The sequence below is a fragment of the Pantoea phytostimulans genome (assembly GCF_046118715.1).
GTDB lineage: Bacteria > Pseudomonadota > Gammaproteobacteria > Enterobacterales > Enterobacteriaceae > Pantoea > Pantoea phytostimulans.
In genome coordinates this window covers 1,728,380-1,750,800 of sequence record NZ_CP173698.1, presented here as the reverse complement: position 1 = coordinate 1,750,800, position 22,421 = coordinate 1,728,380, and the positions used below count along the sequence as shown (strand labels likewise).

Annotated in this window: 19 protein-coding genes; 10 read left to right on the top strand and 9 right to left on the bottom strand. The window is 51.9% G+C overall.

Annotated elements, in window-relative coordinates:
- Positions 1 to 72 precede the first annotated feature (72 nt).
- The 3 genes from ACF2G4_RS08185 (at position 73) to ACF2G4_RS08175 (ending at position 3,587) form a co-directional block, all read left to right on the top strand.
- Positions 73 to 1,539, top strand: coding sequence for an amino acid permease (locus ACF2G4_RS08185; RefSeq protein ID WP_215846188.1), 1,467 nt, complete (start codon positions 73 to 75; stop codon positions 1,537 to 1,539).
- Positions 1,540 to 1,728: 189 nt separating this feature from the next.
- Positions 1,729 to 2,802, top strand: a complete 1,074-nt coding sequence (locus tag ACF2G4_RS08180) for an iron ABC transporter permease (protein WP_215846189.1) — start codon at positions 1,729 to 1,731, stop codon at positions 2,800 to 2,802.
- On the top strand, positions 2,799 to 3,587 hold the full coding sequence (locus tag ACF2G4_RS08175) for an ABC transporter ATP-binding protein (RefSeq protein WP_409075850.1): 789 nt from the start codon (positions 2,799 to 2,801) through the stop codon (positions 3,585 to 3,587). Before ACF2G4_RS08180 ends, ACF2G4_RS08175 begins: the two co-directional genes overlap by 4 nt.
- Positions 3,588 to 3,792: 205 nt before the next feature.
- On the opposite strand, the gene fghA is transcribed toward ACF2G4_RS08175, so the two are convergent.
- From fghA to ptrR, 3 genes are all read right to left on the bottom strand, one after another.
- Positions 3,793 to 4,635, bottom strand: a complete 843-nt coding sequence (gene fghA / locus ACF2G4_RS08170; RefSeq protein ID WP_243077551.1) for an S-formylglutathione hydrolase — start codon at positions 4,633 to 4,635, stop codon at positions 3,793 to 3,795.
- Between the two features lie 12 nt (positions 4,636 to 4,647).
- Complete coding sequence (locus ACF2G4_RS08165; protein WP_215846191.1) at positions 4,648 to 5,772, bottom strand: S-(hydroxymethyl)glutathione dehydrogenase/class III alcohol dehydrogenase; 1,125 nt, start codon at positions 5,770 to 5,772, stop codon at positions 4,648 to 4,650.
- A gap of 84 nt (positions 5,773 to 5,856) precedes the next feature.
- On the bottom strand, positions 5,857 to 6,768 hold the full coding sequence (ptrR, locus tag ACF2G4_RS08160; protein WP_215846193.1) for a putrescine utilization regulator PtrR: 912 nt from the start codon (positions 6,766 to 6,768) through the stop codon (positions 5,857 to 5,859).
- Between the two features lie 105 nt (positions 6,769 to 6,873).
- On the opposite strand from ptrR, the gene ACF2G4_RS08155 reads away from it, so the two are divergent.
- From ACF2G4_RS08155 to mglC, 7 genes are all read left to right on the top strand, one after another.
- Positions 6,874 to 8,001, top strand: a complete 1,128-nt coding sequence (locus ACF2G4_RS08155) for a YbfB/YjiJ family MFS transporter (protein WP_409075849.1) — start codon at positions 6,874 to 6,876, stop codon at positions 7,999 to 8,001.
- A 125-nt stretch (positions 8,002 to 8,126) separates the two neighbouring features.
- Positions 8,127 to 8,792 carry a GTP cyclohydrolase I FolE gene (gene folE, locus ACF2G4_RS08150; RefSeq protein WP_215846194.1) on the top strand — a complete coding sequence of 222 codons (666 nt, stop codon included), beginning with the start codon at positions 8,127 to 8,129 and terminating at the stop codon, positions 8,790 to 8,792.
- Positions 8,793 to 8,841: 49 nt separating this feature from the next.
- On the top strand, positions 8,842 to 10,002 hold the full coding sequence (yeiB, locus tag ACF2G4_RS08145) for a DUF418 domain-containing protein YeiB (protein WP_409075848.1): 1,161 nt from the start codon (positions 8,842 to 8,844) through the stop codon (positions 10,000 to 10,002).
- Between the two features lie 147 nt (positions 10,003 to 10,149).
- Positions 10,150 to 11,190: an HTH-type transcriptional regulator GalS gene (galS, locus tag ACF2G4_RS08140; RefSeq protein WP_409075847.1), complete on the top strand. Its 1,041-nt coding sequence runs from the start codon at positions 10,150 to 10,152 to the stop codon at positions 11,188 to 11,190.
- A 313-nt stretch (positions 11,191 to 11,503) separates the two neighbouring features.
- Positions 11,504 to 12,499, top strand: coding sequence for a galactose/glucose ABC transporter substrate-binding protein MglB (gene mglB, locus ACF2G4_RS08135; RefSeq protein WP_215846198.1), 996 nt, complete (start codon positions 11,504 to 11,506; stop codon positions 12,497 to 12,499).
- Positions 12,500 to 12,569: 70 nt separating this feature from the next.
- The gene (mglA, locus tag ACF2G4_RS08130) at positions 12,570 to 14,090 is read left to right on the top strand and encodes a galactose/methyl galactoside ABC transporter ATP-binding protein MglA (RefSeq protein WP_243077555.1); all 1,521 of its coding nucleotides are present in this window, start codon (positions 12,570 to 12,572) and stop codon (positions 14,088 to 14,090) included.
- Positions 14,091 to 14,109: 19 nt separating this feature from the next.
- A complete protein-coding gene (gene mglC, locus ACF2G4_RS08125; RefSeq protein WP_215846199.1) occupies positions 14,110 to 15,120 on the top strand; it encodes a galactose/methyl galactoside ABC transporter permease MglC in 1,011 nt (336 codons plus the stop codon).
- A gap of 39 nt (positions 15,121 to 15,159) precedes the next feature.
- Here the strand turns inward: mglC and sanA are convergent, their stop codons facing one another.
- The 6 genes from sanA to metG form a co-directional block, all read right to left on the bottom strand.
- Positions 15,160 to 15,885 (bottom strand): outer membrane permeability protein SanA, encoded by a 726-nt coding sequence (sanA, locus tag ACF2G4_RS08120; protein ID WP_243077556.1) that lies wholly within the window; start codon positions 15,883 to 15,885, stop codon positions 15,160 to 15,162.
- Positions 15,886 to 16,020: 135 nt separating this feature from the next.
- Positions 16,021 to 17,718, bottom strand: a complete 1,698-nt coding sequence (locus tag ACF2G4_RS08115) for an NAD-dependent malic enzyme (RefSeq protein WP_215846201.1) — start codon at positions 17,716 to 17,718, stop codon at positions 16,021 to 16,023.
- Between the two features lie 292 nt (positions 17,719 to 18,010).
- Entirely contained in the window at positions 18,011 to 18,901 is an 891-nt protein-coding gene (cdd, locus tag ACF2G4_RS08110) for a cytidine deaminase (protein WP_215846202.1), read from the bottom strand.
- A gap of 117 nt (positions 18,902 to 19,018) precedes the next feature.
- A complete protein-coding gene (locus ACF2G4_RS08105; protein WP_215846203.1) occupies positions 19,019 to 19,711 on the bottom strand; it encodes a CidB/LrgB family autolysis modulator in 693 nt (230 codons plus the stop codon).
- Positions 19,704 to 20,093 carry a CidA/LrgA family protein gene (locus ACF2G4_RS08100; protein ID WP_409075846.1) on the bottom strand — a complete coding sequence of 130 codons (390 nt, stop codon included), beginning with the start codon at positions 20,091 to 20,093 and terminating at the stop codon, positions 19,704 to 19,706. Before ACF2G4_RS08100 ends, ACF2G4_RS08105 begins: the two co-directional genes overlap by 8 nt.
- 160 nt (positions 20,094 to 20,253) lie before the next feature.
- Positions 20,254 to 22,287, bottom strand: a complete 2,034-nt coding sequence (gene metG / locus ACF2G4_RS08095; RefSeq protein ID WP_409075845.1) for a methionine--tRNA ligase — start codon at positions 22,285 to 22,287, stop codon at positions 20,254 to 20,256.
- Between the last annotated feature and the right edge of the window lie 134 nt (positions 22,288 to 22,421).

Genomic DNA, 22,421 nt, shown 5'->3' with positions numbered 1-22,421 from the left:
GCACCTTTGCTATACAGAGCAGGCTTAGCTGCTACAATCGCGCCTCATTTTTATCTGACGTAGCGTTTACACATGCATAACGACTCAAATACAACACAACAGCCTGCGTTAAGACGTGCGTTGAAAGCGCGTCATCTGACGATGATCGCCATTGGGGGTTCGATAGGAACCGGCCTGTTTGTCGCTTCGGGTGCCACCATTTCTCAGGCGGGGCCGGGCGGTGCGCTGCTCTCCTACGCGCTGATTGGCTTGATGGTCTATTTCCTGATGACCAGCCTTGGCGAATTGGCAGCCTTCATGCCGGTTTCCGGTTCTTTTGCGACCTATGGCGCAAAATATGTTGAAGAAGGCTTTGGTTTCGCCCTTGGCTGGAACTACTGGTACAACTGGGCCGTCACCATCGCTGTTGATCTGGTCGCTTCGCAGTTAGTGATGAATTACTGGTTTCCCGACACGCCAGGCTGGATCTGGAGCGCGCTGTTCCTCTGCCTGATGTTCCTGATGAACTACATTTCTGTAAAAGGATTTGGTGAAGCAGAATATTGGTTCTCACTGATCAAAGTCGTTACCGTCGTCATCTTCATCGTGGTTGGCGTACTGATGATTACGGGCATTATGCGCGGTGCAGAAAACGCGGGTTGGCATAACTGGCAGGTAGGCGATGCGCCGTTTGCCGGTGGATTTGCTGCAATGATAGGCGTGGCGATGATTGTCGGCTTCTCCTTTCAGGGCACCGAGCTAATCGGGATTGCGGCGGGTGAATCAGAAGATCCGGGGAAAAACATTCCGCGTGCGGTGCGTCAGGTGTTTTGGCGTATCCTGCTGTTTTATGTGTTTGCCATTCTGATTATCAGTCTGATTCTGCCGTATACCGATCCACAATTGCTGCACAACGACATCAAAGATATCAGCGTCAGTCCGTTTACCTTGGTGTTCCAGAATGCCGGTTTGCTTTCAGCGGCAGCGGTAATGAATGCGGTGATTCTGACTGCAGTGTTATCAGCAGGTAACTCGGGCATGTACGCCTCAACACGCATGCTTTACAACCTGGCGAGCGAAGGCAAAGCGCCGCGCATCTTCGCCAAACTGTCGAAAGGCGGTGTGCCGCGTAATGCATTGTGGGCCACAACCGTAGTCGCGGGCCTCTGTTTCCTGACGTCGAAGTTTGGTAATCAAGAGGTCTATCTGTGGCTGCTGAATACCTCAGGAATGACAGGTTTCATCGCCTGGTTGGGTATTGCGATCAGTCATTACCGCTTCCGTCGTGGCTATGTGGCGCAAGGGCGCGATCTCAACGCGTTGCCTTATCGTTCAGGTTTCTTCCCGTTGGGACCGATTTTCGCCTTCGTGCTCTGCCTGATTATCACGCTAGGCCAAAACTATCAGGCATTTCTTAACGACAGCATTGACTGGTATGGCGTGGCGGCCACCTACATTGGTATTCCGCTGTTCCTGATTATCTGGTTTGGCTACAAGTTGACGCGCGGCAGCCGGTTTGTGAAATACAACGAAATGGAATTTCCGACGCATAAAGACTAATTGATGATGCAAAATAAAAAGCGCGGTGTTTAGGCACCGCGTTTTTTTTTGCTTTATTTGCACCAGATTAGCCAGTCAAATTGATAATTATTATCATCTGCACTATTGTGGCTGCGTTTTCTGTCCGGCCTGGCACTATTTCGCTCCGTTCGGAATTATTCACCATTGGTAAGAACAACAGGGTTAATCATGACAACGGAATCTTCACTGATTACGCAAAGGGATTCTCACAGCACCATAAGCCGTTATCGGCAGACGCTGCGTCGCCGCATGTTGTGGATTGGCGTACTGCTTTTAGCCATTTTGGCTTCGCTGATTCTTGACTTCACGTTGGGACCCGCCGGGCTTTCATTACCTACATTGTGGAACGCACTGCTGCATCCCGCTGGCGTGGACGCCGGTACGCGCGTCATCGTCTGGGATATTCGCTTGCCCTATGCGCTGATGGCGATTGTTGTCGGCTTTTCACTCGGCCTTGCCGGTGCTGAGATGCAAACCATCCTCAATAACCCGCTGGCGAGTCCGTTCACGCTGGGCGTCTCTTCAGCGGCGGCCTTCGGCGCGGCGCTGGCGATTGTGATGGGAATTGGCATTCCCGGTATTCCCGCACAATGGTTTATCTCCGCCAATGCGTTTGTATTCGCGCTGTTTGCCGCGCTGATGCTGGATGGTGTAACACGTTGGACCCGAGTTTCCTCTTCGGGCGTGGTGCTATTCGGAATCGCCTTGGTTTTCACCTTTAACGCGCTGGTCTCAATGATGCAGTTCATCGCCAGCGAAGATACGTTACAAGGTTTAGTGTTTTGGACCATGGGCAGTTTGGCCCGCGCATCATGGGAAAAACTGGGTGTGTTAAGCCTCGCTTTCGGCCTGTTGGTGCCGTTCTCCCTGTTAAGCAGCTGGAAGCTGACCGCACTGCGTCTGGGGGAAGATCGTGCAGTGAGCTTTGGTATCGACGTACGCCGTTTGCGCCTCGCGACCTTGCTGCGCATCAGTATTCTTTCCGCGCTGGCGGTGGCATTTGTTGGGCCAATTGGCTTTATTGGCCTGGTTGCGCCGCACATTGCCCGCATGATGTTTGGCGAAGATCACCGCTTTTACCTGCCCGCCAGCGCATTAACCGGCGCGCTGGTGTTATCGATGGCCTCCGTTGCGTCCAAAAACCTGATTCCCGGCGTTATCATTCCGGTTGGCATTGTGACTTCGCTGGTCGGCGTGCCGTTTTTCCTCAGTATTATTTTGCGTCATCGGGGGAATGTATGATGGCAGGTCTGACATTACGCGGCTTTAGCACCGGCTACCCTAAAAGCAAAGTGATTGAGAATCTTGACGTGGCGCCTTTGCCGCGTGGTGAAATTACCGTGCTGTTAGGCCCCAACGGCTGCGGTAAATCGACGTTGCTGCGCGCGCTCGCCGGGCTGAATAAGGGCCGTGGCGAGATGTGGCTCGACGACGAAGAGTTAATGACGCAGCCGTTTGCCCGTCGCGCACAACGCGTGGTTTATCTGCCGCAGTCGCTGCCCGCAGGCGTGCACTTGCATGTGCTGGAATCGATTATTGTTGCACAGCGTGCTTCAGGCGGTTTACACAGTGCCGCCAGCGAAGCGGAAATTTTGCATCTGCTGGAGCAGTTGGGTATTGCGCATCTGGCGATGCGTTATCTTGATCAACTTTCCGGCGGCCAAAAACAGCTGGTGGGGTTGGCGCAATCGCTGATTCGGCGTCCGGAATTGCTGCTGTTGGATGAGCCGCTTAGCGCATTGGATCTGAATTACCAGTTTCACGTGATGGATCTGGTCCAACGCGAAACCGCTCAGCGTAATATCGTCACCGTGGTGGTAGTGCATGACATCAATATCGCATTACGGCACGCGCAGCATGCTTTGATGCTGAAAGAGGGCAGGTTGATTGCTGAAGGTCAGCCAGACAAAGTGATTACGTCGGAAACGCTGGCGCAAGTTTATGGTGTAGAAGGGCGGATTGAGCACTGCTCACGTGGCATGCCGCAGGTAATGATTGATGGATTAGTGCGCGAAGCGTTGGTTTGAGTTAGCGAAAAGTCGTTTGTCCCCCATCCCGTCCTTCCCCCGCAACGCGGGGGAAGGAGATGCTGCCAAATGTAAACTCGGTGACAGCATGTGGCAGCGTCTTCCTCCCCCACGCGTGGGGGAGGACCGAAGTGGGGGACAGCGAGTACCTAACCCTAAGTGCGAGCACCTAACCCTAAGTGCTAGCATCCAAAAGTATGCGTACTTACACGAGCAGATGCTGCGCATGGAAGCGCAGATGATCCTCAACAAAACTGGCGATAAAGAAGTAGCTGTGATCGTAACCCGGCTGGATCCGCAGCGTCAGCGGGAAATCCATCTCCTGCGCGATCGTTTCTAAACGTTCCGGCTGCAGCTGATCGGCAAGAAACTGATCGCTGTCGCCCTGATCGATCAGGATAGGCAAGCGGTGCTGCACTTCACGCATCAGATGACAACTGTCATATTCACGCCACGCATCACGATCTTCACCTAAATAAGCCTGAAACGCCTTTTGTCCCCAAGGCACATCACTTGGATTAACAATGGGTGCGAACGCAGAAGCGGAAGCAAAGCGACCGCCAAGACGCAGCGCCAGCATCAGCGCGCCGTGTCCCCCCATCGAATGGCCCATAATTGACTGGCGTTCACTGACCTTGAAATTGTCAGCGATCAGCGCAGGCAACTCTTTGCTCAGGTAATCGAACATGCGGAAATGGCTCGACCAGGGATGTTGGGTGGCGTTGAGATAAAATCCTGCGCCCTGACCCAAATCGTATCCTTCGTCGTTTGCCACCTGATCACCGCGCGGACTGGTATCCGGCATGATCAACATCAATCCCAGTTCCGACGCTACGCGCTGCGCACCCGCTTTGGTGGTGAAGTTTTCATCATTGCAGGTCAGCCCGGCAAGGAACCAAACCGCAGGCGGTGGCGCGTCGCCTTTGGGGCTCGGCAGATAAATGCTGAACGTCATCGGGCAATTTAACACGCCCGATTGATGACGCCAGCGCTGCTGCCAGCCGCCAAAGATGCGGTGCTCTTCCAAAAGCTCCAGTGTAGATGCCATAACGCCTCCTGATTACTTTTTAAAATGCACCACAGAACGGATTGATTTACCTTCGTGCATTAAATCAAAAGCGTCGTTGATCTCTTCCAGCGGCATGGTATGCGTGATGAAATCATTCAGGGCAAATTTGCCGTCGAGGTAATCCTGCACAATGCCTGGCAGCTGGCTACGGCCTTTCACACCACCAAAGGCGGAACCGCGCCATACGCGACCGGTTACCAACTGGAAGGGACGGGTAGCAATCTCTTCACCTGCACCCGCCACGCCGATAATCACCGATTCGCCCCAGCCTTTGTGGCAGCATTCCAGCGCTGAACGCATCACGTTGACGTTGCCGATACACTCAAACGAGAAATCCACGCCGCCATCGGTCAGTTCAACAATCACATCCTGAATGGGTTTTTCGTAATCTTTCGGATTGATCAGATCGGTGGCACCCAGTTTGCGCGCCAGATCAAACTTACTGGTATTCAGGTCAATGCCGATGATGCGACCGGCTTTCGCCATTTTCGCACCAATAATTGCCGACAAACCGATGCCGCCCAGACCGAAGATTGCAACGGTGTCGCCTTCTTTCACTTTAGCGGTGTTCATTACCGCGCCCATGCCGGTGGTTACGCCACAGCCGAGTAGGCAAACTTCTTCCAGTGGCGCTTCTTTGCTGATTTTTGCCAGCGAAATTTCTGGGATCACGGTGTATTCAGAGAAGGTAGACGTGCCCATGTAGTGAAAAATAGGCTTGCCGTCTTTGTAGAAGCGGGTGGTGCCATCTGGCATCAAACCTTTACCCTGTGTGGTGCGAATCGCCTGACACAGGTTGGTTTTGCCAGAAAGACAGAATTTACACTTGCCGCACTCGGGTGTGTAGAGCGGGATAACATGGTCGCCGACTTCGACGCTGGTTACGCCTTCGCCCACGGCTTCGACAATGCCGCCGCCTTCGTGACCGAGAATGGCCGGGAACACGCCTTCAGGATCTGTGCCCGATAAGGTGTAAGCATCGGTATGGCATACGCCAGTCGCAACGATACGTACCAGCACTTCACCTTTTTGTGGTGGCATCAAATCCACTTCTTCAATTTTCAGTGGTTCGCCAGCAGCCCAGGCAACAGCGGCACGGGTTTTAATCATGTTCATGCAAATCCCTCTTCAATCAATGTAACGCGCCAGAAATGATCGCGTACGGATGGTCGTGATGGTTTAAAAATAGTGGCGGAAGCGTTATTCCGCCGCTTTCAATGGATGCATCAGCTCATCGTTAAGCGGACGATCCTTAAATTGTTCAATGATTAAATATTTCAGCGCTTCAACGTTGGGGGTGAAAGCGTCACGTCGCCACATCAACCAAGTGGCGGTATCACGGTATGCCGGCGGCAAGCTGTGCGCTTGAACCCGGCCGCGATCGGGCATCTGTTTCAGCACCGAAGAGGGAATCATCGCGACGCCTGCGCCGCCTGCCACACAGGCCAGCATCGCATGATAAGACTGAATTTCCATCACGCTGTTGGGCGCGGTGTGGCTGTCGCGATACCAGGCTTCTAGCTTGACGCGGTAAGAGCAGCTGTTGCGAAAGGCGAACAGCGTGTCGGCTTGTGCATCGCGCGCGTTGGTGATCGGCGCATGATCAAGACTGGTGATCAATGTCATCTCTTCGCGAAAAGCGATGCAGCCGTTGAGATCGTCGTGTTGAACTGGGCCATCCACCAGCGCGGCCGCCAGCGTACCTTCACGGACTCGCTCAATGATTTCACCCGACGTGCCGGTGATTAATGAGAGTGCCACGCTGGGAAAGCGCTGGTGGTAAGCCGCCAGTAAGCCGGGCAGGCGGGTTGCAGCGGTGCTTTCCATCGAGCCGAGCGAAAAATTACCGGCAGGTTCACCAGTACGCGCCATGCTCATCGCTTCATCACTCAACGCCAGAATGCGCTGCGCATAATTAAGGAAGTTGTGGCCCATGGGAGATAAGCGAATGCGCTGTTTCTCACGAATAAACAGATCTACGCCCAACTCTTCTTCCAACTGACGCAGACGCGTGGTGAGATTAGAGGGCACGCGATGCAGTTGTTCTGCCGCGCGCGCCAGCGAACCGCTTTCGGCAACGGAACAGAACATACGTAACTGAACTAAATCCATATCTTCTCTTCTCGTAAACAACTTGGTTAATATTATTCACTTTCCGTGAGTTTAAACATCGCGCATGGTATAAGCAAGTCAGAATAAAACATCAGGAGCTGGGAAATGGCGTTCCGTGTCGCGCTTAGCGCGTTTATTACTTTGTTTGTGGCGATGGGCATTGGACGTTTCGCCTTTACACCGCAGGTTCCCTTGATGATTCAGGCGAATCAGCTGACGCTAACCAGCGCCAGTCTGGTGGCCGCGCTGAACTACCTCGGTTATTTATGTGGATCGTTTGATGCAATGCGCGCGCATCGACGCGTTGAACTTCGCTTGCAAATGGGCATCTGGGGAGCGGTGATTTTAACGCTGCTTTCTGCCGGCGCCAGCGGTCCATGGCTGCATGGTTTACTCCGTTTCGTGATTGGCTGCGCCAGCGGTTGGGCAATGGTATTGGTCGCGGCCTGGAGCAACGAACAGTTGCATCATTATGGTCGTCCGGGCTTATCCGCCGCAGTCTTTGCCGGACCAGGATGCGGCATTTTTGTCAGCGGTTTGCTTGCGGTGTTGTTACACAGCTTTCAGGTCAGCGCGTCGCTGGCGTGGGCGGCTTACGGCGCGTTAGCCTTGGTATTAGTGGCGTTGATTGCCCGTTATTTACCGCGTCGTGGAGAGTTACATCGGCCCGATCAAATGCCCGAGCCGTTAGTTATGAACGGCAAGCTTAAACGCCTGGTCTGGAGTTATAGCCTGGCGGGATTTGGTTACATTCTGCCCGCGACGTTTTTATCGCAAATGGCCGCAGCGCGCTTTCCTGACAGCGTTTTTGCTCAGTTTGTCTGGCCAATCTATGGCGGGGCATCGGTGATTGGCATTGCTATCGCTATCTTGACGCGTGGCTGGGGTCGCAGCAATACGCGCCTGGCGCTGGCATTGTGGGCGCAGGCGTTGGGGGTGCTCGCTGCTGCTGCGCTGCCGGGATTTAGCGGTTTGCTGATTGGCGCGTTATTAGTGGGGGGCGGCTTCCTGGCCGTGGTGCAACTGTCGCTGCTTTATGCACGCGAATTAGCGCCACAGCACATGCGCTATATGGCAGGCATGCTCACCACCGGTTACGCGCTGGGGCAGTTAGTGGGGCCAATTTTGTCTTCGCTTTCGACCGCGTGGTTACATCGCCTCGAGCCAGCCTTGTGGGTGGCGGGTGCGGGATTGCTGGTGGCGGGACTGTTGGTTTGGCGACGATCAGCATGAAAAGCTTTCATCACCAATCTTATTGATTGCTGGATTACCGCTGCGGAAAGTTTCACAATACGCGCTCAGAAATTCGGCCCGCGGGGAAACACCAGCGGGCGCATCACCTGCCGGAGAAGAGTAAGATGAGTACCTTAAGTCAGGAAGCCGCCCTGGTTCACGAAACGCTGCTGGCGCGAGGCCTGGAAACGCCATTACGTGCGCCAACGCGTGAAATGGATGACGAAACCCGCAAAAGCCTGATCGCTGGCCACATGACTGAAATCATGCAGCTGCTGAATCTGGACCTGGAAGATGACAGCCTGATGGAGACCCCGCATCGCATCGCTAAAATGTATGTGGATGAAGTTTTTTCCGGCCTCGATTACGCCAATTTTCCAAAAATCACCGTCATTGAAAACAAAATGAAGGTAGATGAGATGGTGACAGTGCGCGACATCACATTGACCAGCACTTGCGAACACCATTTCGTGATCATCGATGGCAAAGCCACCGTGGCGTATATTCCCAAAGATAAAGTGATTGGCCTGTCAAAAATCAACCGCATCGTGCAGTTTTTTGCACAGCGCCCACAGGTGCAAGAGCGTTTAACACAACAAGTGCTCGTGGCGCTGCAAACGCTGCTGGGCACCAATAATGTGGCAGTGTCGATTGACGCAGTGCATTACTGCGTGAAAGCGCGTGGCGTAAAAGATGCCACCAGCGCAACCACCACAACCTCGCTTGGCGGTCTGTTCAAATCCAGTCAAAACACCCGTCAGGAGTTCCTGCGCGCGGTACGTCATAGCTGAGTCTGAAGGCGGATGAGTTCTTCATCCGCCCCTAATTTCTGGATGCCACATGCAACGCTACCTCGCGCTGGATTTCATTCGTGGATGTGCCATTCTTGGCATCCTGCTGCTTAATATCGTCGGCTTTGGCTTACCCGCCGCCGCCTATCTTAATCCTGCCTGGCACAACAACCTCAGCACGCCAGATATCTGGACGTGGGCGCTGCTTGATGCTTTCGCCCAGCTCAAATTCCTGACCTTATTTGCATTGCTATTTGGTGCAGGCCTGCAAATGCAGTTGCCGCGCGGAAGCCGCTGGCTGACGGCACGCTTATCCCTGTTGGTTTTGCTGGGTTTTATTCATGGCGTCTTCTTCTGGGAAGGCGATATCTTGCTGGATTACGGCATTATTGGTTTGGTGGTGTGGCGAATGCTACGCGACGTCCCCGCGACGCGTGCCTTGTTTCATACGGGCGTGCTGCTTTATTTGATTGGCTGCGCGGTGTTGCTGGTATTTGGTTCAATCTCCGATCCTGAACCCACGCGTTCATGGCTGCCTGGCGCCTCAGACTTACAATATGAGCAGTTTTGGAAATTGCAGGGTGGATGGGAAGCGGTACAAAATCGCCTTGATCATCTTTCATCCGGTTTAATGGCGCTGGCCTCGCAGTATGGCTGGCAGCTGGCGGGATTAATGATGATCGGTGCCGCGCTGATGCGCAGCGGCTGGTGGAAAGGGGAGTATTCTCCGCAGCATTATCGCCGTACCGCAGCGATAATGCTGGGCATTGGCTTTACCATTGCGATTCCCGGCGTGCTGGCGCAATGGCTACTGCACTGGGAATTTCGCTGGACCGCTTTTTACCTGCAAGCACCACGCGATCTCGCCAGCCCGTTTATTAGCCTGGGATATGCTGCGCTGTGCCTCGGTTTCTGGACACAGATTTCCCGTTGGCGCATCAGTTACATGATTCAATGCGTTGGCCGTATGGCATTGAGCAACTATTTGCTGCAAACGGTGATCTGCACCACGCTGTTTTATCGTTTTGAATTATTCATGCATTTTGATCGGCTCGGCTTGCTGATGCTGGTTCCGGCTATTTGGCTGGTTAATATTCTGTTTTCTGTCATTTGGTTACGCTTCTTCCCGCAAGGCCCTTGTGAGTGGATTTGGCGTTTCCTTACCCGTCTGGCTGCGGGTAAACCCTCCGCGCAACTTCCCAACAGATAATGACAGAGGTCACAAAGGTTGCAGAATTGTATGTAACCGTTTTCATTGATGTGACGCAATTCACGCTGTAGCGTCTTCGCCCCTGACAAAATAGCGCCGGTATTCTTACCGGCGTGATGCCTTTCTCTTCCTCTGTGGAACTGCTGCATGATAACGATTCGTGATGTTGCCCGTCAGGCTGGCGTGTCGGTGGCGACCGTCTCGCGCGTACTAAATAATAGCAGCGCGGTCACCTCTGAAACCCGTGATGCCGTGTTACAAGCGGTTGATGCGCTGGGTTATCGCCCTAACGCCAATGCTCAAGCCCTGGCAACACAGATCAGCGATACCATTGGTGTCGTGGTCATGGACGTCTCGGATCCTTTTTTTGGCGCGCTGGTTAAAGCGGTGGATACCGTGGCGCAGCGCGTACACAAGCATGTCTTGATCAGCAATTCCTGGCATCAGGAGGAGAGAGAGCGCAACGCCATTGAGGTGTTGATACGTCAGCGCTGCAATGCATTGGTGGTGCATGCGAAAACGCTTTCAGACCATGAACTGGCAAATTTCATGCAGCAGGTTCCCGGTATGGTGGTTATCAACCGCATTGTGCCGGGTTTTGAATCACGCTGTGTCAGTCTGGATAATGTCACCGGTGCATTAATGGCCTCCAGAACGCTTTTGCAACAAGGACATACGCGCATTGGCTATCTCTGCTCAAGTCATCCTATTGAGGACGTAAGCCAGCGGCGTGAAGGCTGGGTGCAGGCGATGAGCGAGCAAGGCATTCGCCCGCAGGAGAGCTGGATTGCCAGCGCGGAGCCTGATATGCAGGGCGGCGAAGCAGCAATGGTAGAGCTTTTAGGCCGCAATCTTAATTTGAGTGCGGTGTTTGCCTATAACGACAGCATGGCAGCAGGTGCGCTCACGGCACTCAAAGACAACGGTATTCAGGTGCCACAGCATTTTTCTGTCATTGGCTTTGATGACATTCCTATCTCGCGTTACACCGATCCTCAATTAACCACTGTACGTTATCCCATTGTTTCTATGGCTAAATTGGCGACAGAGTTGGCATTGCAAGGCGCTGCAGATTTACTGGATGAAAGTGCGACGCACATTTTCATGCCGACGTTAGTGCGTCGTCACTCAGTGGCGCAAAAGCAAAATGTGGACTCCGTCACTAATTCAGGCGATTCAGCCATGTAACCGTTTTCAATCTGTGATTGTATTCACAGTTAATTAACATGGCCCTCACTATGATGGCAGCGTCTTACCGGACTGAAACATTATGTAACGCCACCGCAACGTCGAAGGGCGTGGTTTCAGCAGCCGATTAAAAGGGTTCACAACATTTTTCAGGAAGCGTTAGCGCACAGGGAAGTCAGGTTTGGATGGCAATCCAGCGGCTTAGCATAACGTTTTAGCGTATCCCGCCTTGCCAAATTATTTTACCGATTGTTCTCCCGTCGCTCTGGCGCGGTAGAGCTAAAAAGACCCTGCATAAAAAACCGGAGATACCATGAATAAGAAGGTTTTCACGCTCACAGCACTGGTTGCCAGCATGATGTTTGGTGCAACTGCTCACGCAGCTGACACCCGTATCGGCGTTACCATTTACAAATACGATGACAACTTCATGTCAATGGTGCGCAAGGATATTGAGAAAGAAGCGAAAACGGTGGGCGGCGTGCAGCTGCTGATGAACGACTCGCAGAACGACCAATCCAAACAGAATGACCAAATCGACGTTTTGATGGCGAAAGGCGTGAAAGCGCTGGCTATCAACCTGGTTGACCCAGCAGCTGCCGCCGTAGTCGTGGATAAAGCGCGCAGCAACGACGTACCGATTGTGTTCTTCAACAAAGAACCTAACGCCAAAGTTTTGGCTGGTTACGACAAAGCTTACTACGTCGGCACCGACTCTAAAGAATCGGGCATCATCCAGGGTCAGCTGATTGAGAAGCACTGGAAAGCCACGCCAGCATGGGATCTGAACAAAGATGGTCAGATTCAGTTCGTGTTGCTGAAAGGTGAACCGGGCCATCCAGATGCCGAAGCACGTACCAAATACGTGATCGACACGCTGAACAAAGACGGCCTGAAAACCCAGCAGTTAGCGATGGATACGGCAATGTGGGATACCGCACAGGCTAAAGACAAGATGGATGCCTGGTTATCGGGTCCTAACGCCAAAAAAATCGAAGTGGTTATCGCTAACAACGATGCGATGGCAATGGGTGCTGTTGAAGCGCTGAAAGCGCACAACATGACTTCTGTACCGGTATTCGGTGTGGATGCATTGCCAGAAGCGTTAGCGCTGGTTAAATCGGGCGCGCTGGCCGGTACTGTGTTGAATGATGCAGAAAACCAGGCAAAAGCCACGCTGGATATCGCTAAAAACCTGGCTGATGGCAAGCAAGCACTTGAAGGCACTAACTTCAAGATGGTTGATAAAATCGTCCGCGTACCTTACGTACCGGTTGATAAAGAAAACCTGTCGCAATTCCAGAAATAAATTTGAATCCGGGCGCGGTGAATACCGCGCCTTTTTCACGTGACCACCGTTTTTTTAAGCCAGGTAAATTATGGCCAGTGATAATACGACCGCGCAGCGTGAATATCTGCTGGAAATGACTGATGTCAGTAAATCATTTCCGGGGGTAAAAGCTTTAGATAATGTGAATTTAAAAGTGCGGCCTCACTCCGTTCATGCATTGATGGGTGAAAACGGCGCCGGTAAATCAACATTATTAAAATGCCTGTTTGGTATTTATAAGAAAGACACGGGAAGTATCCTGTTTCAGGGTAAGGAAATAGATTATAAAAGTTCTAAAGAGGCGCTGGAAAATGGCGTTTCAATGGTGCATCAGGAATTAAACCTGGTTCTTCAGCGCACCGTAATGGATAACATGTGGCTCGGACGTTATCCACGCAAAGGCTTTTTTGTCGATCAGGATAAAATGTATCGCGATACCAAAGCGATATTTGATGAGCTTGATATCGATATTGATCCGCGCGACAAAGTGGCTAATCTTTCCGTCTCGCAAATGCAGATGATTGAAATTGCCAAAGCGTTCTCTTACGACGCGAAAATTGTGATTATGGATGAGCCGACTTCCTCGTTAACCGAGAAAGAGGTGAATCACCTGTTCACCATTATTCGTAAACTGAAAGATCGCGGCTGTGGCATTGTTTATATTTCTCACAAGATGGAAGAGATATTCCAACTGTGTGATGAAATTACTATCTTGCGCGACGGTCAGTGGATCGCCTCTCAGCCACTGGAAGGGCTGGATATGGACAAGATCATCGCTATGATGGTTGGGCGTTCATTGAATCAGCGCTTCCCCGATAAAAGTAATGTACCTGGCGAGACCATTCTTGAGGTGCGTCATTTGACCTCCTTGCGTCAGCCTTCGATTCGCGATATTTCATTTGATTTGCGTAAAGGGGAGATTCTCGGTATTGCCGGTCTGGTGGGCGCTAAAAGGACTGATATTGTCGAGACACTGTTTGGTATTCGTGAAAAGTCGGGCGGCACCATTAAGCTGCACGGTAAAGCGATCAATAACCACAGCGCCAACGAAGCCATTAACCATGGTTTTGCGCTGGTAACGGAAGAGCGTCGCTCAACCGGGATTTATGCGTATTTAGATATTGGCTTTAACTCGCTTATCTCCAATATCAAAAAATATAAAAACAGTATGGGGCTGCTGGATAATAAACGCATGAAAAGCGATACCCAATGGGTTATCGATGCCATGCGTGTTAAAACGCCAGGCCACCATACGCAAATTGGTTCCCTTTCCGGGGGTAACCAACAAAAAGTTATTATTGGTCGCTGGTTATTGACCCAGCCTGAAATCCTGATGCTTGATGAACCTACACGCGGCATTGATGTTGGCGCGAAGTTCGAAATTTACCAGTTAATTGCTGAGCTGGCGAAAAAAGAGAAAGGCATCATTATTATCTCTTCCGAAATGCCCGAGCTATTAGGCATTACCGATCGTATTTTGGTAATGAGTAACGGCATGGTAGCAGGCATTGTTGAAACTAAAACGACCACGCAGAACGAAATATTGCGTTTAGCGTCATTACACCTTTAATGAAGCAAGGGCTGTTAACATGAAAGCGACTACAAAAAAGAATGCGCTAACCTGGTTGAAAGAGGGCGGCATTTACGTTGTGCTGCTGGTTTTATTGGCCATTATTATTTTCCAGGATCCGACATTTTTAAGTTTAATGAACCTGAGTAATATTCTGACCCAATCCTCGGTGCGTATTATTATCGCGCTGGGTGTAGCGGGTTTAATTGTTACGCAGGGTACCGACCTGTCAGCGGGTCGTCAGGTGGGCTTAGCGGCTGTTGTGGCAGCGACTTTGCTACAGGCGATGGACAACGCCAATAAAGTTTTTCCTAACATGGATACCGTACCGATTCCCTTGGTTATTGTGACCGTGTGTATTATCGGTGGCGTTATTGGTCTGGTGAACGGCGTGATTATTGCGTACCTGAAAGTGACGCCATTTATCACCACGTTAGGCACCATGATTATCGTTTACGGCATCAACTCGCTTTATTACGACTATGTTGGCGCATCGCCAATTGCCGGTTTTGATGCAGGCTTCTCTAAATTTGCGCAAGGATTCCTGCGCTTTGGCGACTTTAAGCTTTCGTTTATTACGTTTTATGCCGTGATTGCCATCGTGTTTGTCTGGATCCTGTGGAATAAAACCCGTTTCGGCAAAAACATCTTTGCTATCGGCGGTAACCCAGAAGCAGCAAGAGTTTCCGGCGTGAACGTGCCATTAAACCTGATCATGATCTATGCGCTGTCAGGGGTGTTCTATGCCTTCGGCGGTATGCTGGAAGCGGGGCGTATCGGCTCGGCGACCAACAACCTTGGCTTTATGTACGAACTTGATGCTATCGCAGCGTGCGTGGTAGGCGGCGTCTCCTTTGCCGGCGGTGTCGGCACCGTGGCGGGCGTAGTTACCGGTGTGTTGATCTTTACCGTCATCAACTACGGTTTGACCTATATCGGCGTGAACCCGTATTGGCAGTACATCATCAAGGGCGGCATTATTATCTTTGCCGTTGCGCTGGATTCACTGAAATACTCGCGCAAAAAGTAATTTCCGCAATAACGAAAAAGCGACCTTCGGGTCGCTTTTTTATTTGGCTGGCTTCTGCTTCTGCTCTTGTTCCAGCAGCTGTTCCGGCGTCACTGCAGGATAGCTTTGCGCATCTTCAGGTATTTCACGCACCGCCGGAATCGGCACCAGTGGGCCTAAGAAACGCGGTTCACGCTTCATGACAAACAGATCGCTTAACGCGCCTAACCGCGCCGCAACCTCACGTGCGCGAACGCTCAGCATATTTTTAGGCGAGGGCACGGCATAACATTGCGCCTGAATCCCTAAGTGCAGCGCAATAAACAGTGCGCGTTCACAGTGAAAGCGTTGAGTAATAATAATGAAGTCATTGGTATCAAATACTTTACGAGTACGCACAATCGAATCCAGAGTACGAAAACCGGCATAATCCAGCACGATGTCAGCAGGATCGACGCCCGCTTTGATTAAGTCACGGCGCATTGTCATTGGCTCGTTGTAGCTCTGTAAAGCGTTATCCCCGCTCAGCAGCAGATAATTCACCTTGCCGCTGTTATACGCATTGAGCGCACCCTGCATGCGATAAAGGTAATACTGATTAATGACGCCGGTTCGATAATATTTGGCTGTGCCTAATACCACACCAACCTGACGATGCGGCAATGCCGAAACATTCTCATAAATGTAGGGAGCGGTTTTCCAGCTAATCCAGCGATCGAGGCCAATAGCAGTCCCCACCATGAATAAGATGATGAAAAGCAGACCAATGAAAACGCGTTTCAACATGCGCGTGGGCACTCAACGTCAGGATAATTTGATGGGTCAAGGCTACTTGAGGTACATCGGGGAAGCAAGTTTGCGCCGGTTGGCTGATGCAAAATTAGGCAGTGCCGGATCTGATTCGACCCGGCACTCAAGCCGTTAAATGGAGGTACGACGATAATGACGATACTGCGGCAGCCAAAAGTTATTCGAAATAGCCAGTGACAGCACATCTTCTGACGTAACAACAGCAACGCCCGCGAGCTGTGCGGCCTTGCCTACTTCCATCGCGATGATTTTCGACACACCCTGAATATCTTTGATTTCTGGCAGCACCGGCCCTTCTCCGTCATTCACCAGCGGTGAACAATCTGCAAGGGCGCGACTGGCGGTCATCAACATGGTGTCGGTAACGCGGCTGGCACCTGACGCAATCACACCTAAACCGATACCTGGGAAGATATAGGAGTTATTACACTGCGCAATCGGATAGGTTTTGCCGTTCCAGCTTACCGGTGAGAACGGGCTACCGGTGGCGACCAGCGCGGCTCCGTCAGTCCAGGCGATAATATCCGCAGGCGTCGCTTCAACACGTGACGTTGGGTTGGAGAGCGGCATGACGATAGGACGCGCGCAATGTTTGTGCATCTCGCGAATAATCTCTTCGGTAAACAGGCCCGGTTGACCCGAAACACCAATCAGAATGTCTGGCTGCGCATTGCGCACCACATCCAGCAGCGAAATAGCGTCGTTGGTAACGTCCCACCCTTTGAGGTTTTCACTCTTTTGCACCAGCTTGCTCTGGAAGTTGAGCAGGTTAGGCAGTTTATCCGTTAACAAACCAAAGCGATCAACCATCATGACGCGGCCGCGTGCTTCGTCGTCGCTTAATCCTTCTGATTTCATCTGAGCGATAATCTGCTCGGCGATACCACAACCGGCTGAACCTGCGCCCAGGAATACCACTTTTTGCTCGCACAAACGACTGCCTGCAGCACGGCTGGCGGCAATTAATGTCCCGACGGTAACGGCGGCGGTGCCCTGAATGTCATCGTTGAAGCAGCAGACTTCATCACGATAACGCTCCAGCAGTGGCATAGCGTTCTTCTGCGCAAAATCTTCAAACTGCAACAGCACTTTCGGCCAGCGGCGCTTAACGGCCTGAATAAAGTCATTCACAAACGCATCATACTCTTCACCGGTAATGCGCGGATGACGCCAGCCCATATAGAGCGGATCGTTCAGCAACTGCTGGTTATTGGTGCCGACATCCAGCACCACCGGCAAGGTGTAAGCGGGAGAGATACCGCCACAAGCGGTGTAGAGCGAAAGCTTACCAATTGGAATACCCATGCCGCCGATACCCTGATCGCCCAAGCCAAGAATGCGCTCGCCATCAGTGACCACGATCACTTTCACGTTCTGTTTAGTGGCGTTTTGCAGCATGTCTTCGATGTGATCGCGGTTCGGGTAAGAGATGAACACGCCACGCGCGCGACGATAAATTTCTGAGAAGTGTTCGCACGCGGCGCCGACGGTTGGGGTATAGATGATCGGCATCATCTCTTCAAGATGATTATCCAGCAGGCGGTAGAACAGGGTTTCGTTGGTGTCCTGGATATTGCGCAGATAGACGTGCTTATCGTTATTATTTTTGAAGTCCTGGAACTGACGCCAGGCGCGCTGCGCTTGCTCTTCAATACTTTCTACCGCTTCAGGCAGCAAACCTCTAAGGTTAAATTCATTACGTTCTTCGAGGGAGAAGGCGCTGCCTTTATTCAGAAGGGGAAATTCCAGTAAAATCGGGCCTGCGTAAGGGATGTAAAGCGGACGTTTACTTTCGTAGTCGAGTTCCATGCAATGATGCTCCGGTTGCGGTAGTGTCTGGCGTGACGCCGGAAAGGTAACGCCAGTTTTTTTCCCCATCCTGATTCAGGCTGCTGATGCATTGGCCGCGCTTATTTATCTCAATGAATAACCAAAGCAAACTATCAAGGGCAGACGCGTTTGGCAGTACTGCAATGCAGCGCAAATCAATCTGGGTAATTGTTATAACGTGAATTCTGGCGCCAGATCCTAGTAATTTTCCCGCAGAAGTACAGCACTTGTTAATAAAAGGTCACAAAACTGCTGGCGGTATGACAAAAGGTTATGCTTTGTGCAATTCAACCTGCAACAGTTCGTTGCAGCCCAGCGCCTGAAGCGTTGCTTGTGTCGCGGCAAACTGACTCAGCGTGGCATCTTTCACTTCCGCTAAAACGGCGCTTTTTACTTGATCGCAGGCTTCACCGTGCATGTTCAGCAGGATCAACGCGGCCTGTAACGGCGGCAGACTTGGATTGAACGCCGCATTTTCAGCATAACGGCCAGTAATGGTTCGCCCTGATGCGGTGATCAGCGCAACACCGCTGTGAGACTGGCTATAAGGCGCATGGCTGGCGTTAGCAGCAGCAACGGCAGCTTGTACCAAGGCATCACCTTCTGCGCGGTAGCCGTGATCCACTTCATCCATCAGTAATTCTGTGATTGCCAGATCGCGTGGGCCAAAGGCATCGGGGAGGTAATCGGCCAGCGTGCTGATTGCACGTTGAGGCAGGCTGATACGAATCGCGGTGCCGCTGTTCAATTCGTTCATAAACTGACGGCAATGACCACATGGCGTGTAATTTACGGTGATGGTTTCCAGCCGCCGCTCACCGCGCAGCCAGGCATGGGTGATAGCGCTCTGCTCAGCGTGAACGGTTTGTTGCAGTGGCGCACCGACGAACTCCATATTGGCACCGAAATACCAGTTGCCGCTGATACCGCGCGCAATAGCCCCGACATTGAAATGCGAAACTGTGGCTACCGCGCAGGCAGCCGCCAGCGGTAACAACGCAAGCGCCAGGTTATCGGTATCCAGTTGCGTTTGCTGTTGCAGATTGGCGACCTGTGTGGCTGTCAGCACAGCGTGAAAATCAGGATCATCCAAAATCGGGCGAAGCGCAGTTTGCAGCGTTGACGGCAACGCGTCGAAAGCAGCGAGGAAACGTGGGTGCATGAAAGCCTCTTAAATCATCAGGAAAAGGTGCCGGATAACGGTTATATGTGATCCCCGTCGCTCTGACAATGCAACCTGGTTTGCTTGTTTCAACTTTGCGAGATCTCTCGCAAAGTTTTAGCCAAACCAGTGCATCATCAGCGGAAAGAGAAAGGGCGCAAGCAGCGAAGTAATAATGCCGCAGATCACCAGCGCCAACGAACTGAAAGCACCTTCCTGAAAATCAACCTCGGCGCTGCGTGCAGTACCCAGCGCGTGCGAAGCATTGCCAATCGCTAGCCCCCGTGCCGCCTTGGTTTTAACCCCCAGCAGGTTAAGCAGCATGTGGCCAAACACCGCCCCTAAAACGCCGGCAATAAGCACGCAGATAGCGCTGATGGCGGGAATACCCTGCAGCGAGCCAGAAACCGCCATCGCAATCGGCGTGGTGACAGATTTAGGCATGATGGTGGCGGCAATCTCAGGTGTTGCACCCATCCATAAGGCAATTGCGGTGCCGGAAACCATGGCAGTCACGCTGCCGATAAAGCAGACGCTGATAATTGATTTCCAGCGAGCACGAATCTGATGCATTTGCTCATACAGCGGTAGCGCGAGCGCAACAACAGCAGGCTGCAACAGCTGATTAAGGATCTGGCTGCCAGCAAAATAGCGGGTGTAAGGAATGTGCAGCAGCAGCAGAATCGGGATGATAATCGCCATGGCGACCAGCAGCGGATTGATCAATGAGATTTTCAATCGCTTAGCCAGTCGACGTGCAATGTAAAAGGCCGCGATGGTCAGCGGCAGCGACCACCAAATATCAATCATCGCGCGGCTCCTTTACAGGACGCGTATGCAGTTTGTGTGTGCTCAATCCCACCACCGTTAACACCAGAAAAGTGCTGACGACGCAGGAGACCACGATTGGACCAAACTGCTCGGTCAAAATATCGGTATAGCTCATTACGCCTACGCTGATCGGCACAAACAGCAGCGCCATATAACGAATGATGAGATGACACCCGGGTTTAACCCACTTTACCGGCAAAATTCGACAAGCCAGCAGGGCGAATAAGATCAGCATACCAATGATGCTACCGGGAATAGTGATAGGCAGTAACAGCGCGATGCTATTTCCCGCATATAAACAGAGATAAATAATGATGAAGGCGCGCAGGTAGCGCCAGATGACAGACAGCACGGTGGGCATGACAGGCTCCTGTTTTTACTGAGCTTCATCATACGCATTAACTGCTTAGCGTGCTAGCGGTCACATTTACGCGGGGAAACGTTGCGTTACTGACTGGAATAAAAGGAGAAAGACGGATTTGAAGAACACTCTCTCCCGCTGAGGGAGAGAGTGAAAAAGCTTACTTAACCGGCATGCCTGGCACTGCACCGCTGTCCACAGAGAGCACGAACAGATCTTTGCCGCCAGGACCCGCAGAAAGCACCATGCCTTCGGAGATGCCAAAGCGCATTTTACGCGGTGCCAGGTTGGCAACGATGATGGTCATTTTGCCGACCAATACCGAAGGATCGGGATAGGCTGCGCGAATGCCAGAGAAAATCTGACGCTTCTCACCGCCCACATCCAAATCCAGACGCAGCAGTTTGTCAGAGCCTTCGACCAGCTCAGCTTTCTCGATCAGCGCAACACGCATATCCACTTTAGCGAAGTCATCAATGGTAATGGCATCACCAATCGGTGCATCGGCCAGCGGGCCGGTGGCCGCAGGTTTGTTCGCGACCGCAGCATCTTCTTTTGACGCTTCAATCAGACCATTTACTTTGGTCATTTCAATGCGGCTATAAAGTGCTTTAAACGGTGCCACCTGATGATCCAGCAGCGGTTGCTGAATGGCATCCCAGCTTAGCGCTGAGTTTAGGAACGCTTCGGTGCGTTCGCTCAGCGATGGCAGCACGGGCTTCAGCCAGGTCATCAATACGCGGAACATGTTGATGCCCATAGAACAGATCGCCTGCAGGTCAGCATCGCGGCCTTCCTGCTTCGCCACCACCCAAGGAGCCTGCTCGTCAACGTAACGGTTGGCGATATCGGCCAGCGCCATAATCTCACGGATAGCACGGCTGAATTCGCGGTTCGCCCAGGCTTCACCAATTTTCTCTGAGGCATCCAGGAAAGTTTGATACAACGCCGGATCGGCCAATTCGCTGGCGAGCTTGCCGTCGAAACGCTTGGTGATAAAGCCCGCGTTACGTGAAGCCAGATTCACCACTTTATTCACGATGTCAGCGTTCACGCGCTGAACGAAATCTTCCAGATTCAGGTCGATATCATCGATGCGGGAAGAGAGCTTCGCTGCGTAGTAATAACGCAGGCTGTCGGCATCAAGGTGTTGCAACCAAGTGCTGGCCTTGATGAAGGTGCCGCGTGATTTGGACATCTTCGCACCGTTTACGGTCACATAGCCGTGAACGAACAGGTTGTTTGGCTTGCGGAAGTTGCTGCCTTCCAGCATTGCTGGCCAGAACAGGCTGTGGAAGTAAACAATGTCTTTACCGATAAAGTGATAGAGCTCAGTGGTGGAATCTTTTTTCCAGAACTCATCAAAGTCGATGTCGCCGCGCTTGTCGCACAGATTTTTGAATGAGCCCATGTAACCAATTGGCGCATCCAGCCAGACGTAGAAATATTTGCCCGGCGCATCGGGAATTTCAAAGCCGAAATAAGGCGCATCGCGGGAGATATCCCACTGTTGCAGGCCCGACTCAAACCACTCCTGCATTTTGTTAGCGACCTGCTCCTGCAGCGCGCCGGAACGTGTCCAGGCTTGCAGCATTTCGCTGAACGAAGGCAGATCAAAAAAGAAATGTTCAGAGTCACGCATTTCCGGTGTCGCACCAGAAACCACCGATTTAGGCTCAATCAGCTCAGTTGGGCTGTAAGTTGCGCCACAAACTTCGCAGTTATCGCCATACTGATCGGGTGACTTACAATTCGGGCAGGTGCCTTTTACAAAGCGATCGGGCAGGAACATGCCTTTTTCAGGATCGTACAGCTGAGAAATGACGCGGTTTTTAATGAAACCGTTCTCTTTCAGGCGGCCATAGATCAGTTCTGACAGCTGACGGTTTTCATCGCCATGCGTTGAGTGATAATTGTCATAGCTGACATTGAAACCCGCGAAATCCGCTTCATGCTCTTGTTTCATTTCAGCAATCATCTGCTCTGGCTCAATGCCAAGCTGCTGCGCTTTGAGCATAATTGGCGTGCCGTGCGCATCATCAGCGCAGATGAAATAAACCTGATTGCCACGCATTCGTTGGTAACGCACCCAAATGTCTGCCTGGATATGCTCGAGCATGTGGCCGAGATGGATTGAACCGTTCGCGTAAGGCAGTGCGCACGTTACCAGAATTTTTTTAGCGACTTGAGTCATAGTTTGCGTAGCTTTCTGTTGATTGAAAAAACGGGCTTAGATGTTAACCGAAGCCTACTCCGGCGTAAACACAAGCGGCGTACGCTTCATCATCGTGGGCTTCTGATAGTATTGACAATACACCGCTGAAATAC